This window comes from Kineosporia sp. R_H_3, from assembly GCF_002198675.1.
Taxonomy (GTDB): Bacteria; Actinomycetota; Actinomycetes; order Actinomycetales; family Kineosporiaceae; genus R-H-3.
Genome location: NZ_MWLL01000013.1, coordinates 33629 through 50421 on the forward strand (window position 1 = coordinate 33629; position 16793 = coordinate 50421).

Sequence of the window (16793 nt, forward strand, 5' to 3'; positions counted from 1 at the left end):
ACCAGAGGCAGGCGACCAGCGGTGCGTCCGCGCCGCGCCGCCACGAGGAAGGACCGCGAGATGCCTCTGTTCATGGACGTCCACCACCTCGGCGACGGAGTCACGATGGACGCCGTCGCCAAGGCCCATCAGGCCGACCTCGCCACCCAGGAGGGCCACGACGTGCGCTACCTGCGGTACTGGGTCGACGAGTCCGGCGGTCAGGTCTTCTGCCTGGTCGAGGCCCCGGACGCCGACGCGGCGAACCTGGTGCACCGCGAGGCGCACGGACTGGTCGCCGACGCGATCTACCAGGTGCGGGAAGGGGCCTGACCCATGCCCGCTCGCCGCACGATCACGCTCACCGGCGTCACCGCCGTCCTCGCCACCGCTGCCGCACTGACCGGCGGCCTGGTCCCCGGCATCGCAGCTGTCGGGGGCTCCGACCCGCTCGGCCAGGTCCGCCAGGCCACCCGGGCCTACCGCGACGTCGACCGGGCGGTCGCCGCCGGCTACGTGCAGTTCTTCGGCTGCGTGCACGAACCGCTGGCCGGCGCGATGGGCACGCACTTCGTCAACCAGGCGCTGGTCGGCGACGGAACGATCGAGGCCACCCGGCCCGAGGCGCTGATGTACGACGTCCGCCCCGACGGCCGGCTCGAGCTGCTGGGCGCCGAGTACGTCGTCTTCAAGGACGCGTGGGACGCAAGACACAGCGCACCACCACGCCTCTTCGGGCAGACCTTCGTCACTGTCGCGACGCCGAACCGCTACGGACTGCCCGCCTTCTACGAACTGCACGCATGGGCCTGGAAGACCAACCCGACCGGGGCGACCAAGGACTGGAACCCCAGGGTCCTGTGTGTCAGCACCGAGGGCCACACGACATGACCCAGCGAGCAGCCGGGCCGCTGCCGCGTGGACCGGGTCCCGTGCAGGAGGACGTCGGCAGGGGTACCGAGCGTGGGTGCATGCCTGCGTCGACTCCGGCGAGGACCCGGAGCCCGTGCTCCCGTAGCCGGCTGAGGAAGGCGAGGCGGGCGCCGTACAGCTTGTCGAGGGGCGCTGGGCCGACCCTGCCATGAGCGCGGCCAAGGGACGGTGGTGGTGGATCGGGCGCAGGCGCTGCGGGCTCTCAGCGGTGAGTGGAGCGTACGACAAGGCCGGCTCGATGTGCCGTGTCAGCCTTTGTGCGGATCTCGTTGCGGTGAACCGAGGGCCGGTCTGGTCGCTGCCGGGGTCGCGAACCCGCCGGAAGCCATCAACCGTCAAGACGTCGACACCGTGGCGGACATGTTCCTCGACCGCGGCTCGGGAGTCGCCGGCAACTTCTGCTCCGACGTCGTGGCGCTGCCCTCCGCAAGTGGTCAGCGGTGGGCCCGCCGCCACGACGCGCGGAAGACCCGGGCGGTCTCGGAAGTCCAGCACTCGGCAGTTGAGGTCGTCGAGGTCGCGGACGGTCGTGACGCCGGCGTGGGCATGCAGCGGAGACGTGCCGATTCAACGCGCACACAGGACGTGCAGGTTCACCCTGTTGAGGGCTTGGCTTCGGTGATCTTCGGTCGACGGTAGCTGTGTGAGCAGGGTCGAACTGGCGAGGGGGTACCACCGAGCACGGTCGTCAGCGGCGATCGTGCTCGTGGTGCTCCTCGTTGCGCTGGCCGCCTGGGGGACGTTGCGGCTGAAGCACTCCGGGGAGGCGGCGGTAGCTGCGGAGCGGGATCTGCAGTCCGCGTTCACCGAGCTGTATCGCCAGGACGCTCTGGAGTGGCGGATGGTGAGCGGGCGCGTGGATCCGCGGGACATCGCGGTCGGTCTGGAACAGTCACGAGACCGCCTGGCCGCGCTGGTCGAGACCGCCGAAGACTCGCAATCTGATCCGGATGGGGACGTGCGCCGCGTGGCGGCGCTGCAGCGCACGTATGCGGAAGCGGTCGACAGGGAGCTCGCCCTGTACGCCGCGGGGAAGGATCGGGAAGCGGAGGAGTTCGACGAAGACGCTGTTGATCCGGCGTTCGACGCTCTGGCGGACGCGATGGCTTCCGAGGGGCGGGAGCAGGCTGCCTACGGGCGGACGGCACGCCGTCTGAGTGACGTGGGGCTGGTCATCGGTGTTGTCCTCGCGCTGCTGGCCGTGGGGCTGCTGCTACGGCGTCAGCGTCGCTTGGACATTCACCGAGAGGCAGAGCGTCGTGGAGAGAGCCGGTACCAGGCGCTGATCGACCAGTCCGCCGATCTGGTGGTGGTCACCGATCGTGCCGGCCGGGTGCTCTTCCGCAGCCCTGCCGCCGAGCGTGCGACACCCAAGGGCCAGGAGACCGACAACCTGCTCGACGTCATCGTGGTCGAGGACCGCGGGTGTGCCAGGAACGCAGTGGCCGAGGTCGGCACGGCAGGTCCGGTCGCGCTGCAGTCACGTGTGGACACCGCAGCCGGCCACCGGGTGATCGACTGGACGCTGCGTGATCTGACCCACGAGCCGCAGGTCGCGGGGATCGTATGGACCGGGCACGACGTCAGTGAGCGACACCTCTTGCAGGCCGAGCTCGAGCACCGTGCGTTGCACGACGCGCTGACCGGGCTGCCCAACCGGGCTCTGCTGGCCGACCGGTTCGAGCAGGCGCTGGGCGCCGGCGCCGAGTCGGGGATGAGGACCGGCCTCCTGCTGATCGACTTGGATCGGTTCAAGGAGGTGAACGACACCCTCGGACACCACGTCGGTGACGAGCTGCTGATCCAGGTCAGCCGCCGCCTGGCGTCCACGGTCCGCGCCGGTGACACCGTTGCGCGGCTCGGTGGCGACGAGTTCGCCGTGCTGCTGCCGGCGATCGGCGACGCGAACTCGGCGCTCGGTGTGGCTGAGTCGCTGCACGAGGCCCTGACCGCGCCATTCGTCGTCACCGGCGCCGATCTGGACGTCGATGCCAGCATCGGAGTGGTCTTGTCCGGTCGTGACGGCAACGACGCCTCGGTCCTGCTGCAGCGCGCCGACATCGCCATGTACGCGGCCAAGCACTCCGGTCTACCGGTTGCGGTCTACGACCCAGGCGCGGACCACAACAGTCCGCAGAGACTGTCCATGCTCGCAGACCTGCGGCGGGCCCTCGCCGGTGACGACGAACTGTGCCTGGTCTACCAGCCCAAGATCGACCTGCGGACCGGTGATGTCTGCGGTGTGGAGGCCCTTCTCAGGTGGCAACATCCGACACACGGGTCCATCTCGCCGGAGGCGTTCATCCCGCTCGCCGAGAACACCGGCCTGATCGGTCTCGTTGCAGCCACCGTTCTTCGACTCGCCGTCGCTCAAGCCGCGCGTTGGGCGGCCGCCGGTCAGCCGCTGCAGATCGCCGTCAACCTCTCTGCTCGCAACCTGCTCGACGAACGGCTCGTCCCCCTGGTCGAAGATCTGCTCGCCAGCGAGCACGTCTCTGCCGGCCTCCTGAAGCTCGAGGTCACCGAGACCGCGATCATGGCCGACCCCGAGCGTGCCAGGTCCACCCTCGGACGACTGAGCAGCTTGGGGATTGCGTTGTCGATCGACGACTTCGGGGTCGGGTACACGAGCTTGGCCCAGCTCAAGCGACTACCCATCAGCGAACTCAAGATCGACCGTACCTTCGTGCAGGCCATGGCCACCGAAACCAGTGACCGGATGATCGTCCGCAGCGTCGTCGAACTCGGCCACAACCTCGGCCTCACCTGCGTGGCCGAAGGTGTCGAGTCCGAGGAGGCTCTGCGCACGTTGATCGGCTACTCCTGCGACGTCGCACAGGGGTATCACCTCTGCCACCCTCTCGCCGCCTCGGCCTTCGATGTCTGGCGAACGCAATGGCCCGGCATCCGCGACCGCTCGCTCTCCGACAGCACGGCCAGCACTTTGCTGCCCCGTCCCAGGACCGAACGAGCGCCGACGATCACGCATGACCTCGACTCGGGCCGAGCCTGAACTGGCATTCCGAGTCCAAGGCCGCGTCCCGGCTGGTTGATACGCGGGGCAAGCCCCGCGACGCAGCCGCCGGAAACCCCCTCGGGTTTAGATCGACGGACGCGGCGCAGGTTGAGGCGGTCTGAGGCAGGTGCGGGCAGCGGATGCTGCAGTGAGCCCCAGCTGGGCAGCACGCGCAGGGCGTGGGACGTTCGTCAGTCGCCGCCCTGCGTCCGTTCGCCACAAAATGTCTGTATATGCCGCCTCGGTGGTGGAGGTGTGTCATGGTCGGTCCAGCGCCGTTGAGGACGGTTCGCCCGGCGGGCGAGGATGTGTCGAGGCGTCCGAACGCCACGTGGCGGACCGTTCAATGGCTCGGCGTGCTCGCCGCGATCATGGGCGTGGAGCACGGGATCGGCGAGGTGACCCAGGGGTGGCAGCGGCTTCCGGAGCCGATGTTCACGGCCTGGGGGGATGCGGAGGCGTTCCACCTCGTGGGCGGCGAGCCGGCGCTGTCCGTCCTGCCGAGCTACACGGTGTCCGGCTTGGCCAGCATCGCGGTTGCCTGTGCCCTCGGGGTCTGGTGTACCACGCAGCTGCACCGTCGCAGGGCGGGCGAAGAGATCATCTTGTTGTCGGTCGTGCTACTCGTGGTCGGGGGAGGTTTCGGGCCACCGGTCATCGGTGTGCTCGTGGGGGCCTTCGCGACCAGGATCGGCGCTGCAACGCCAGGGACTTGGAGCGGCCCCGAACGGATAGCTTCTCTTCGACTGTGGCGGTGGGCCCTGGCTGCCGCCGTCGCCGGGTTCCTGGCGCTGGTGCCGGGCCTGGTCCTGCTCGCCCTAGTCGTGCGGACAGGCAGTCCGTCCATCGTTCTGGCCGTCACATCGTTCGCATTCGCCGCGACGGCGGCTGCGATGACCGCGGCCCGCGCCCACGACCGTCACGGTTGACTGGCCTCGTGGCGGCGCTGGCCGGTGACGAAGCCCGTTGCTCTTGGGCGTCGCGTGCCGGTGTCGGCGGTCTCGGGACCGTCAATGTTGTGGCGCGTTCTGCTCCAAAGCGCGCAGAGGGGCCTCGCGGACCCTGAATGGCAGATCGATGTACTCGCCCAACGTGCCGATGCTTCCCGCTTCCACCGTCGCTGAGCAGCGCGGCGAGCCGGCCGGTGCCCTCCCCTCAGCCACCAGCTCCCTGGGGCGCGGTCTACGACCTCGACGATTCGGCTTGAGGCCGCCTCGGGGTCAGAGCCCAATGATGCTGTGGATCGTGTGCAGCTCGTCCGAGGTGAGGTCAGTGAATCGAATGCCGACCTCTGCCTCCACATCGCTGGTGGTACGGGCGATGCAGCCTCTGATGCGCAAGGCGCGGCCGTCGATGACGAGTGCTGCCGTGAGCGGTGTCCCCGGGGGTGGGGCGGGCGTGTGCGGCTCGCTGTCGTCGAGGCGGCAACGCAGACCTGTGGTGCTCATGTCGATGAGTCGGGCTGGCAATTGGCGGCCGTCGATGTCGATGGTGGCGGTGCCGGTGACGCTGTGGCGCTCTGCGGCGCGGCGTTCCAGGCGTTCGGTGAGGGTGCCCATCTCGTGGACGCGGGTGATGGCGGTGGCTAGGGCATCGTCGAGGTGAGCGACGGCTTCGAACTGTTCGGCGGCAACCTGAGTGAGTGCGGCCGTGGCGTCGTCGAGGGTTCCGATGTTGGTGCCGACAGTACTGATGGCCAGCCCGACGCGGCCGGCGTCCGCCTCGAGGGCTGCCAGCGTGGTGCTGATGCGTTCGGTGGAGGAGGCGGCCGTCGTGGCCAAGCTCTTCACCTCGGTAGCAACGACGCTGAATCCTTGGCCAGCGGTCCCTGCGCGAGCGGCCTCGATGGTTGCGTTGAGTGCGAGCAGCTTTGTCTGCTCGGCGACGCTTCCGATGAGTGTCGCCATCGAAGCGACCTCGCGGAGGCTGTTGCCGAGGGAAGCGACGTCCTGGTCGGCGGCGCGAGTGTCCGCGACGACGCCCCGGGTGACGATGTCTGTCGCTGCGACCCGGGACTCGATGGCACCGGCTGCGCGGCGAACGGCGTCGACGTGTTCGGCGAGCGTCGACAGCTCGGTCAGGACTCCGGCCGCAGTGTCGTCGATGATCGCCTGGGCGCGCATGCGGACGAACTGCTCTGCGGCGCGTTGGTGCTCGAAGCCGGCGGCCATCTGGGCCTCGCGGTCGGCGTGCGCTGCGGAGATCTCGGCGTCCCGTGCCCGAAGGGAATCGAGCATGTTGTTGAATGCCCGCGCCACAGCGGCCAGCTCCTCGTCGCCCGATTCGGGAAGGCGATCGTGGCGGCCGGTCGCCGTGTCGGGCCCGGTGTCAGTTCCGTTGCGGGTCCCGGGTCCGGTCGTGGCGCCTGTGTGGGCGATCGCCAGCACACGGGCTCGCAAGAGCCGCAGCGGGCCAAGGACGGCGAACCGTGTCCCGAGAGCCAGGGCTGCGACCAGAAGCGTGCCCACGACCACCGAGCCGATGGCGAGCAGCCGCACCCGGGTCTGGCGCTCGTCGAGGTCGGCCAGGTCCTGCGTGGCAGACTCGGTCGCGGCGTCACGGGCCTGGTCCAGCGCGGCCATCAGGGTGTTCGACGCTTCCAGGTTGTCCCGGGTCGCTACCCGCACCGCGCCGTGCAGGTCACCGCTGCCGACCAGGCGCAGCGTCTGGTCGGCGTAGCCGTCGAACGCGGCCAGGGCGTCGTCCACTGCGGTCAGGGCGGCTGGCAGAGGGCCGGGATGATCCGTGATGGTGGCCAGCTGTCGGGCGGTCGCCAGGTCGCTGTGGAGCGCAGCACGTGCTGCCTGGGCCTGGACACGGGTCTCGGACGCGAGTTCGTCGATGCGGCCGTCCCGGTTGGCCTCTGCATCGAGCATCACGGCGACGTACATGTTCATCTGGTCGTCGTAGGCGTAGAACTCCGCTCGCATCGAAGCGACCCGAGTCTCGAGCGCCGCGGTGACCGAGCGGTACTCCTTGAGGTGCTGCGAGGTCCTGTCCGCCTGGTGGAACACCAGCCCCGACACCGCGACGGTGCTCAGGAACACGACGGAGAACCCGGTGTACGCCTTCCGTGCCAGTCCCACTCCTGCTCCTCCGCCTCGGTGACCCCCAGGCCGCGTCGCCGCGGTCACGGAGAAGATCTCGGCCGGAGGACGAGTGACCTTGACGTTCACACGCTCATGGCTCAAGGAGATCGTCCTGTATGGCGATGATCTCCCGTGTCCCCCGGTCGTGGAGCAGGATGGCGCCGGACGGCGGCTGTCCTCGGCGCTGCCGCCATGACCTTGTCGCTGTCTGCCCTGTCCGGGACGTCGGCGGTCTTCTCGGGGGTCACCGACGCCGGCGTGAGCAGTTTCACCGTCGGCTACTTCGCCTTCGACACCGCGGTGATCAGCACTTGGGCCGGCACGGGGGTCTCCGGCTACGCGGGCGACGGGGGGATCGCCACCTCGGCGAAGTTCCTTCAGCCGAGCCAGATCGCAGTGGACGCCGGGGGCAACCTCTATGTCGCGGACATCAGCAACAACCGTGTCCGCAAGATCACTGCAGCCGGCGTCATCAGCACGATCGCCGGCACCGGCGCGGCGGGCTACTCCGGAGACGGAGGCGCTGCGACCAGCGCGCAGCTCGACGCCCCGCGCGGCGTCGCGCTGGATGCCGCAGGCGCTCTGTACATCACGGATGGCGGCAACCACCGTATCCGCAAGGTCAGCCCCGCAGGCACGATCACCACCGTGGCCGGCAACGGAACGGCAGGCTTCTCCGGTGACGGCGGACCCGCCTCCGCGGCCATGGTCAACCTGCCCCGCGGCATCGCGAGCGACACCAGCCACGACGTCGTCTACTTCGTCGACAGCCTCAACTTTCGCGTCCGGAAGATCGATGCGAGCGGCAGCATCAGCACCGTCGCCGGCGTCGGGACCAGCGGCTTCTCCGGTGACGGTGGCCCGGCGACAGCGGCGCAGATCAGCGAGTCCTACGACCTGACCCTCGGCGGCAGCGGCTGCTTGTACCTGCCCGACACAGGCAATCATCGGCTGAGGACCTTCTGCCCCGGTGGGACCATCAGCACCGTCGCCGGCTCCGGTCTTGCGGGCTCAACCGGAGACGGGGGACCCGCGATCTCCGCCCGACTCAATGGTCCCTCCGGCGCGGCCGTCGACTCGGCCGGCGTCATCTACCTCGCGGATCGCTACAACAACCGGCTCCGGAAGATCACTCCAGCCGGGGTGATCACTACCGTCACCGGCAACGGGGCTGCCAGCTCGACCGGGGACGGCGGACCAGCCAGCTCCGCGACGGTCTACGGCCCGAGGTCGATCGTTCTCTACGGCACGTACCTGTACCTCGTCGAGCAGGACGGACAGCGGGTCCGCAGACTCGCGTAGAACCCGCGGTGCCGCGCGGTATCCCGGTCTCAAGAACTCGGGCCGCCCGTTCGATAACGATCACAGGGGTGTTGATCGGCTCACCGGCAGAGGAATGGAGCTGTGACCTACAGGGCACGGGTGCGCGGCAGGACGTCGATGCTGCGTCGGTGCGCCTCCCGGCAACGGTCAGGTGCATCGAGTCGCAAGGAGCGGTGGCAGACCAGTACCGGCCGGCACGTCCTCTGCGAACAGCCGACGGCCGCCGCGTGGCGTCGGATCGTCGCTGACAACCGCACAGCGTTCGGCGTGGGCGCCCTGGTCAGCCTCGGGCTCATCTGGGGCGGCACGACTGCGGCCTTCACGTCCTCGACGCCGTCCGGGAACAACTCCTGGACAACCGGGACGGTGACCCTCTCGGACGACGACGCAGGCACCGCCCTGTTCACCGCCACCGGTCTGGTGCCCGGCTCCGCAGGATCCAACTGCATCACCGTGAGTTACAGCGGCAGTGTCGCGGCGACCGTGCGGTTCTACGCCTCCGCTTCCACCGACGCCGCGGCCGTGGCCGCCTACCTCGACCTGACCATCCAGGAAGGAACCGGGGGAGGCTTCGGCACCTGTACCGGATTCACGCCGACCTCGACGCCCTACACCGGCACCCTCGCGACGTTCATCACCACGAAGGCCTCGTACGGCACCGGGGTCGGAGCATGGAATGCCACCTCGGGTACCGCACGCGTGTACAAGGTCACGTATGCGCTGAACGCGGCCACTCCCAACACCAAGCAGGGTGCGACCACCACCGCCACGCTGCAATGGGAGGCTCAGACGTGAACGCCCGAAAGGCCGTTCGAAAGCTCCTGATCGTCTACGTCAGTGCCATCTACGTCCTCCTGGCGGCGGCCAATGCTCCGCGGCTCATCGGCTGGACCCCGACCGTCGTGCTCTCCGGATCCATGCGTCCGTCCATCCACGCGGGCGACGTCGTCGTCCTCGAACCGGTCCGCAGGGGCGACGTCGTCTCCGTCGGAGACGTCATCACCGTGAGCGCACCGGACACGCCCGGAGGCACGTACCTGCATCGCGTCGTCGCCACATCCGTCACAGGAACGCTCGTGACCCGTGGGGACGCAAACCGCCAGGACGACTTCCCAGCCGTTGACCGGGGACTCGTCAGAGGCCGCACACGTCTGGTGCTGCCCTTCGTCGGCGCCCCCTACCTCGCGCTCCGCGACGGTGACCCCGCACCGCTGGTCGCTACGGCTGCCCCGCTCCTGCTTCTCGCCCGAGTACGTCCACCCTCACGCAGGCGACCGCGGACTGCGCAGTCACGGCGTCGTGCGGTCGGCATCGGCGATCGAGCGGCCAACGTGAGCGTCGCCGACCGAGGGGAAGCGCAGACACCCTCTAGGGCTTTGGTCCCGGGACGGCGGCCGGCTGGGACTACTGCGCACGACTCGGGCAACCTCCTGGTGAGCGTCACCATTCAAGCGCGCGACGCGTGGGGTCGAATGCTCACTGTGGATCGGAACCAGCCTGGCAAGGGGCCGCGATGACGCGCACGCGGAGAGCGGCCGCTCGAACAGACGCGCTGCTGACGGCCATCTCGACGATCACGGCCGTGGCCGGATCGATCGCGAACGGAGACCTTGAAGCGAGGATCCCGCCGTTGGGTCTCGCCGAGACCGACGCGGACGTCGAGCGTGCACTTCGCACCGCGGTCAACGGCATGCTCGATGTCGTCGATGCGTACATGCGCGAGACCGCGGCCGCGATCGTCGCCGCGAGCCAGCAGCAGTTCCACCGTCGACTTCTCGAGGAAGGACTTCGGGGAGCCTTCCTCGACGGTGCACGGATCATCGAGAGCGGTCGTGTGGCCATGGAAGCAGCCCACGACGCCGCAGTGTCCGCTGCCGAGTCCCGTCGAGATCTCGCACAGCAACTGGAGACGACACTGCTCTCCTTGACGGACGAGATGTCCTCGGCCGCGACTTCGATGGGCACGACCGCTACCGGGGTCGCAGCGTTCGCCGGGGAGGCACGCTGCGAGGCGCAACAGGCCCTCAGCACCGTGGAGTCGCTGCGTTCGAGCACCGACGACATCCGTTCCGCGGTCGACCTGATCACCCAGATCGCGGCGCAGACGCGTCTGCTCGCGCTCAACGCCACCATCGAGGCTGCCCGCGCCGGCGACCACGGACGTGGATTCGCCGTCGTCGCCACCGAGGTCAAGGCCCTCGCCGACGAGTCGACCGACTCCTCCCAGACCATCATCGACGGCGTTACCGCAGTCAGAGGAGCCGCAGAGTCCACCATCGGCGTCCTGGAGACCGTCACGAACCGGATCACCGACATGAGCCACCAGGTCGAGGAGATCGCCGCCGCCGTTCAAGGGGACGGCAACGGCGAAGGCCTCGTCCCCGTCGCCCAACGCCTGGCCACCCAGGTCGCCGGCTTCGTGGAGGCGATTCGGGCCGCCGAGCGGCGCGGTGCCCGCCGAGCGACCGTACGAAGCCCTGTCCAGGTTCACCTCGGTGACCGCAAGGTCAACGGGATCCTGAACAACCTCAGCCTGACCGGTGCGGCATTCGAACTGCCCGCGACCGCGGGCCCGCAGGCGGGCGCCAAGGCTCGCCTCACCCTCGACACCCCCGCCGGGCCGCTGGACTTCACCTGCGTCGTCCTGCGTGTGGAAGCGAGTGACCCTGACCAGGTCAGCGTCGCTGCCCGCATCGTCTACAAACGCCCACCCTACGAACAGGCGCTGTCAGCGCTCATGGGCGGGTGACGTGGGCCCATCCAGCAGGCAGAGGTCGGCTCCCGGACAAACCGGAGCCCGCCCTCAAGTAGGACCGGCGAGCGATCGATAACACATTCAGTGCGCCGGACCATGACGAGCCTGCGCAGGTCCGAGGGAGGGCCCAATGACCGGCGTGAATCTAGAGCAACTCTCAGTCGCACTGATCCTGTCCTGCGCCAACAGCGACACGAATGGATCAGCAGCTCTGCTCGTCTCTATGTCCCGTGACGAGCTCATGGCGGTCGCCACCTACTGTGCGCAGTTCGCGGTCGGTATGTCTCGACAACTGAGCAGCGTCATCGACGATGACCTTCACGCTGAGCTCGGGAGATACGCACTGAGACTGGCGTCCGCCGGTTGCCCGGACGGCCAGAACAGCCGGCCGTCGAACAGGTGAGAAGCGACCGATGCTGGTCCTCGCGCCGTCGACATCACTGGCGTCGATCGGAGCTGACCTGCCGTGCGGCCCAAGTCGGTGGCGCATCGGGGCGGCGAAGGCGTCATTCTCATCGGGGGTTGCAGCGCCCGGCTCGAGACTTGATCCAGACGGAGGTCGTGTGTGCTGTCGACTCCTGGTCGGGATGGTCAGTGTCAGTCATGTCACCGACTCGAGCGTGTGAATAGCTGGGTCGGCAGGAGAGAACGCGACCGGAGATCCCAGATTGTTGTGGTTGTGAACGTCGTCGACGGGCATGTCGCATAGCCTCCATGGGCTGATCCGGTTAGCCCATGGCGGTGATGATCGAAATGTCGGATTCATGTTCGGACTGTTCGAGCCGACATGCAGTTGAGAACGAGTGTGACGGCTGATCCAGCGTTGGCAGAGGCGGAGGTGCATCGCGTGCGGAGCGGACCCGTGCGTCAACGCGGCGTGACCTTCGGTAGCACCTGGTCGCTCTCTGCTGTGAGGGCCATCTCCTGGGCAGTCCCGTGCGCGGGGGTGGGGTGGATCCGCTTCTCGCCGCCGACAACTGGGCCCGAAGTTTCGAGCACAGTCGCCGTCGCGGTCGTCGGAGTTCTGTTCCTTCTGCTCATCGGCCGGGTGACGGTGACCGCGGCCCGCCGCCGCGCTGCAGGTGCCCCGTTGTGGGCACTGGCGTTCGGGCTCGTTCTATGGGCCGGTGGATCGGCTGTGCTCAACTCGACGGCCCAGCCCGAGACCGTGTCGTTCCCGGCGCCGGGAGAGTGGCTGTTCCTCGCCGCGTACATCGGGTTCTCCGCGTTCTTGGTCTTGGACCGCGCCGGCGCGACACAGGCCGCGGGCGGCGGATGGCTCGACGGACTGATCATCGTCGGAGGGACGGCCTGCGTCGCGCTCGTGGCGGTTCTGACTCCCTTCGCGGCCGATCCCGGTGGCGCCCTGCCGCTGCTCGTGGCGTTGATCTACCCGCTGCTGGACGTCACGCTGCTGCTTCTGGTGGTTGCGCAGATGGCGTTGCGGCAGCGGCCTGTGGGCGGGCGTGGCCTAGTGCTGGCGGCAGCGTTCGTCGTCCTCGGCATCGCCGACACCAGCCTTGTGGCGAGTGCCCGATCGGGGTCGTACCAGTCCGGTGAACTCTTCGACGTCACCTGGTGCGTGGGCTTCCTGCTGCTCGTCGAAGCGGCCTGTCACCGCGCGGGCAGAACCGTGCCGGACGACGTGACGCAGCCCAAGCCGGGGGCGATCCCGATCATCCTCGCGGCCACGGTTGCGTTGGTGACGCTGCTGCCTCAGCAGGCCACCGGTATCCGTCTCGTCGTGGTGGCCCCCGCACTGGTCACTCTGCTCGCGGCGGGGCTGCGGTTGGGGCTGGCGCTTCGCCAGGCCCAGCAGCTGAACGAGGCGTTGCTTCTGTCCAGGACCGACGACCTGACCGGGCTGCCGAACCGACGCGCGTTGAACGACCTGCTGGGCAGCGACCGCGACTCGGGCGGGCACGGTCTGCTGCTCCTCGATCTGGACGGGTTCAAGGAGATCAACGACACCCTCGGGCATGCGGCCGGCGACGCTGTCCTGAGAGCGATCGGCAGTCGGATCCGGGCCGCGGTCGACGCGTCCGCGCTGGTCGTGAGGCTCGGCGGTGACGAATTCGCCGTAGCAGTGCCCCAAGACGACCCGGTCCGGCTCACGGAGCTGGCCTTCCGGCTGCGGGACGCGGTCCGCAAGCCGGTGCGCGTGGACGGGCTCGAGGTCTGTCTCGACGTATCGATCGGCATCGCCGTCCGTGACGATGGCACCGCCGGAGTCGGTGGCCTCCTGCGTCGTGCTGATGTCGCGATGTACCAGGCGAAGACCGGCCGCGCCGGCGTTCTGGTCTACGACGCCGCGCGCGACGACTTCTCCCGGGAGCGGCTGCGGATCGCAGAGGAGCTGCGGCGCGGAATCGACTCCGGCGAGATCGTTGTCTGGTACCAGCCGAAGGTCGACGCAACCACAGGAGCGCCGACAGGCGTCGAGGCGCTCGTCCGCTGGTCGCACCCCAAGGACGGGCTCCTCCCACCGGCGGCGTTCCTCCCGGCCGCTCGTCGCACCGGTCTCATGCCTGCCCTGACCCGGGCGGTGCTCGCCCAGGTGATCAGCGACCTCGCGCGCTGGCGATCGGACGGCCTCGACATGCACGCGGCGGTCAACGTCGCCCCTGCCGAGCTGCTCGCGCCGGCCGTGATGTCCGACCTCTTCGGCATGATCGCTCGCGCGGGCCTCGGCGACGGGAGTCTGGTCATCGAGGTCACCGAGGACTCATTCCTCGCGGACCCGGACCGCGCCCGCGAGGTGATCGAGGCGATCGGAGCACGAGGCATCGAAGTGGCCATCGACGACTTCGGGACCGGCTACTCCTCCCTGGCCTACCTCAGGGACCTCCCCGTCCAAGAGCTGAAGATCGACCGATCCTTCGTATCGGACATCCTCACCAACCCTCGCAACGAGATGATCGTCAGGACCACCCTCGAGCTCGGGCGCGGTCTCGGTATGCGGACGGTTGCGGAAGGGGTCGAGGACGAAGTCATCGCAGAGCGACTGCGCGAGCTGGGCGTCGATGAACTGCAGGGTTACCACTTCGCGCGTCCCATGCCACCGGCACACCTGGCGACATGGCTCGTGGAGCGAACGGCCCGCACGGTCACACGTTCTTGACCTCCGACGATGAGCTCTCAGCGGCGCTGAGGTCGACGACATCGCGAGTGTCCAGGGCAAGGCCTTCGTCATCTGGTAGCAGAACGTCCGTCAGGCCGTGCCCCAGCGTGATCAGGCGATGTGCCTCAGGGTCCGATGCGCGCTGCATGTCGACAAGGGTCGGCATATGGGCATACACCGGCGCGCACGCCGGTGACCCCATGTACAGCTCGGGCGCCGTCCCCGGGATGGCGTGCAGCGGCAGACCCACCATGGACAGCAGGGATCGCGCGCGCCGGTCGATGATCGCGACGATCCATGAGCAGTCGTTGACCCGGGTGCCATTGATGAGCCCGTAGTACAAGGCGCCGGCGACGACGCGCCCGGCCGCTCCGAGCTCCCGACGCACCGTGATCGTCGCGATGTCCCAGGTGTGGTCAGGATCCAGTCCCGCGGCGGAGACGGCGCGAGGTGCGTCCACGGACCACGGCGGGGATCCGATGTCTGCCAGCGTCTTCAGCCCGCGCCCGCCCGGGATGATCACGCGGCTGACTCCGACCACCAATCCGTCGTCGCGCTCGACCGCCAAGAAGGCCGTCTGGTCGGCGTAGCCTCCGTAGGCCTCGTCCAGCAACTGCTCGGTGTCGCCGTACCAATGGGCAAGGACGTCCAGTTCGCAGCGACGGACCGATGCGTCCGCGGACCGCCCCATCGTCAGGCGGTACATGGGAGAGGGCTGAATGGGAGAGGGCTGAATGGGAGAGGGCTGCATGGGAGAGGGCTGCATGGGGCTCCGTTCAGGCCGGTTGGCGTGGCCAGTGTCCAGGCGGTGCAGAGACCGGGGACCACGGCTCGGGCGAGCAAGGTCAGGAGTGCGTGCGCCCTAGCCATCCGCGAGTCGTTCTGCCGTTGCGACGATGGTGGCCACGGCCCTGAGCAGGTGATCTTCGTGCGTGTAGGCGGATCCGATGGCCGCGCGTAACGTGACACGTCCCTGCAGGACGGTGGTCGTGACGTAGACCTGGCCGGACTGCTGGAGGCGGCGAGCCAGCTCCTGGTTGAAGGAGTCGCCGTCGATTCCGGCGGGGGCGGCACGGTAGGTCGCCACGGTGAGGTCCGGAATCGGGCCGACCCGGAACAGCCGGTGCTCCGCGAGCGCAGCGTGGAAGCTGCGGGCCAGGTTCAGCTTCTCGCTGAGAGCGTCCCGGAACGCTTGCACGCCTGACAGTTGCAGGGGCAACCACAGGCCGAGCGCTCGGAAGGGCCGTGTGAGCTCCATGCCCAGGTCGGCCGGCGACGGTACGGCCCCCGGACCGTCCTGAGCATCGGCACCGCAACCATGTGAGAGCGGGGGTCTGGCCGGGAGGTAGCTCGCGTCGTGCGAGAAGGTCGACGTCAGGACCTGAGGGTCACGCACCAGGATGGCGCCAGTCCCGTACGGCAGGAACAGAGTCTTGTGAGGGTCGACGGTCACACTGTCGGCATCACCGAGACCGCGCAGTCGCGGGCGGGCTTCGGGAGCGAGCGCGAACAGGCCTCCGTACGCAGCGTCCACGTGCACCCAGGCCCCGGCGTCGCGTGCGGCCGACACCACGTCGTCGAGCGGGTCGATGCTACCGCTGCCGGTGGTGCCGGCAGTGGCCACCACCAACCAGGGCCGTAGTCCGCTCGTGGCGTCGACCGAGAGGAGGCGGCGCAGCGCCACCGAGTCCATCCGATGATTCCCGTCGGACGGCACGACGCGGACGGGACAGCCTCCGAGCCCCGCGAAGCGAAGCGCCCGGTCCACGCTGTGGTGCCGGTGCTCACCCACGTACACTGAACATGCCCCGGCGTCCTGCGGTTGGACACCCATCCAGTCACGAGCGGCGACGACGGCAGTGAGCGTCGCGCTGCTCCCGCCCGAGGTGAGCGTGCCCGACGATCCGACGGGCAGGCCCACCGCCTCGCACAGCCACTGAACGACCACCTGTTCGAGTTCTGCCGCACCCGGCGAGATGGACTCCATCGCGCTGTACGGGTTGAGGACCGACCCCAGGAAGTCACCGAGCGCCGCCGCGTACAGTCCGCCCGCCGGAAGGTAGCCCAGATAGCCCGGAGATCGGGTGTTCACCCCTGACTGCCAGACCCGGCGGGTCAGCACGTCCAGCGTGCTGCTGATGTCGCGTGGGCTCTCCGTGACGCCCAGCTCCCTCGACGACGGCGGCTGGGAAGTTCGATCTTGCGTGGCGTCCGGGGTCTCAGGGCCATCACGGAGGACCACTCCTGCCGGCGTCGCGTGGACCTCTGGGTCTGAGGGCCAGACGGTGGGTGCCGACCGGCTCGTCACCAGCACGTGCTGAGCGAAGGCACCGACGGCTGCTGTCAGCGCGCTCACCTCGGTCGATCCCGGTTCGAGCAGGGCCGCCGCCTCGACAAGAACGGGGGGTTCGCGGAGGTCGACCGGCTGCGCATCCAGGCTGGGGCCTCTGCCTTCGACGTCGGTCATCGATCCCCCCGAGGTGGGCAAGAGGTGAGCGGGTGTCAACGAGGCGTCGGGCCTTGTGCGGGCGTCTCAGGAGTATCACATTGAGTGGTGTATTTCCTACCCTTGGTTAC

General features: G+C 68.7%; 14 protein-coding genes. 11 read left to right on the forward strand and 3 right to left on the reverse strand.

Annotation, left to right across the window (positions count from 1 at the left end):
• Positions 1–60: 60 nt before the first annotated feature.
• The 5 genes from ECOMGDLI_RS00775 (at position 61) to ECOMGDLI_RS00795 (ending at position 4857) form a co-directional block, all read left to right on the forward strand.
• On the forward strand, positions 61–312 hold the full coding sequence (locus tag ECOMGDLI_RS00775) for a DUF4242 domain-containing protein (RefSeq protein ID WP_088312643.1): 252 nt from the start codon (positions 61–63) through the stop codon (positions 310–312).
• Between the two features lie 3 nt (positions 313–315).
• Positions 316–870, forward strand: coding sequence for a hypothetical protein (locus ECOMGDLI_RS00780; RefSeq protein ID WP_088312645.1), 555 nt, complete (start codon positions 316–318; stop codon positions 868–870).
• Between the two features lie 402 nt (positions 871–1272).
• On the forward strand, positions 1273–1551 hold the full coding sequence (locus ECOMGDLI_RS00785; protein WP_143447394.1) for a hypothetical protein: 279 nt from the start codon (positions 1273–1275) through the stop codon (positions 1549–1551).
• 61 nt (positions 1552–1612) lie between these two features.
• Positions 1613–3925 carry a bifunctional diguanylate cyclase/phosphodiesterase gene (locus ECOMGDLI_RS00790; RefSeq protein WP_143447395.1) on the forward strand — a complete coding sequence of 771 codons (2313 nt, stop codon included), beginning with the start codon at positions 1613–1615 and terminating at the stop codon, positions 3923–3925.
• Positions 3926–4284: 359 nt separating this feature from the next.
• Positions 4285–4857: a hypothetical protein gene (locus ECOMGDLI_RS00795; RefSeq protein ID WP_088312651.1), complete on the forward strand. Its 573-nt coding sequence runs from the start codon at positions 4285–4287 to the stop codon at positions 4855–4857.
• 291 nt (positions 4858–5148) lie between these two features.
• Here the strand turns inward: ECOMGDLI_RS00795 and ECOMGDLI_RS00800 are convergent, their stop codons facing one another.
• Positions 5149–7014 carry a methyl-accepting chemotaxis protein gene (locus tag ECOMGDLI_RS00800; protein WP_088312653.1) on the reverse strand — a complete coding sequence of 622 codons (1866 nt, stop codon included), beginning with the start codon at positions 7012–7014 and terminating at the stop codon, positions 5149–5151.
• A gap of 195 nt (positions 7015–7209) precedes the next feature.
• Between ECOMGDLI_RS00800 and ECOMGDLI_RS00805 the strand changes: the two genes are divergently transcribed.
• From ECOMGDLI_RS00805 to ECOMGDLI_RS00830, 6 genes are all read left to right on the forward strand, one after another.
• Entirely contained in the window at positions 7210–8319 is a 1110-nt protein-coding gene (locus ECOMGDLI_RS00805) for an NHL repeat-containing protein (protein WP_088312655.1), read from the forward strand.
• A 288-nt stretch (positions 8320–8607) separates the two neighbouring features.
• Positions 8608–9135 carry a hypothetical protein gene (locus ECOMGDLI_RS00810; RefSeq protein ID WP_198954412.1) on the forward strand — a complete coding sequence of 176 codons (528 nt, stop codon included), beginning with the start codon at positions 8608–8610 and terminating at the stop codon, positions 9133–9135.
• Positions 9117–9857: a signal peptidase I gene (locus ECOMGDLI_RS36555; protein ID WP_369812691.1), complete on the forward strand. Its 741-nt coding sequence runs from the start codon at positions 9117–9119 to the stop codon at positions 9855–9857. The genes ECOMGDLI_RS00810 and ECOMGDLI_RS36555 overlap by 19 nt, the downstream gene beginning before the upstream one ends.
• Positions 9854–11089, forward strand: coding sequence for a methyl-accepting chemotaxis protein (locus ECOMGDLI_RS00820; RefSeq protein WP_088312659.1), 1236 nt, complete (start codon positions 9854–9856; stop codon positions 11087–11089). The genes ECOMGDLI_RS36555 and ECOMGDLI_RS00820 overlap by 4 nt, the downstream gene beginning before the upstream one ends.
• 136 nt (positions 11090–11225) lie before the next feature.
• Positions 11226–11498: a hypothetical protein gene (locus tag ECOMGDLI_RS34260; RefSeq protein WP_088312661.1), complete on the forward strand. Its 273-nt coding sequence runs from the start codon at positions 11226–11228 to the stop codon at positions 11496–11498.
• A gap of 735 nt (positions 11499–12233) precedes the next feature.
• Complete coding sequence (locus ECOMGDLI_RS00830; RefSeq protein WP_158220812.1) at positions 12234–14216, forward strand: bifunctional diguanylate cyclase/phosphodiesterase; 1983 nt, start codon at positions 12234–12236, stop codon at positions 14214–14216.
• Here the strand turns inward: ECOMGDLI_RS00830 and ECOMGDLI_RS00835 are convergent.
• Positions 14203–14922 carry a hypothetical protein gene (locus ECOMGDLI_RS00835; protein ID WP_143447396.1) on the reverse strand — a complete coding sequence of 240 codons (720 nt, stop codon included), beginning with the start codon at positions 14920–14922 and terminating at the stop codon, positions 14203–14205. The two genes, ECOMGDLI_RS00830 and ECOMGDLI_RS00835, sit on opposite strands and share 14 nt — an antisense overlap.
• Before the next feature lie 156 nt (positions 14923–15078).
• Entirely contained in the window at positions 15079–16683 is a 1605-nt protein-coding gene (locus ECOMGDLI_RS00840; RefSeq protein WP_088312666.1) for an aminotransferase class V-fold PLP-dependent enzyme, read from the reverse strand.
• Positions 16684–16793: the final 110 nt, after the last annotated feature.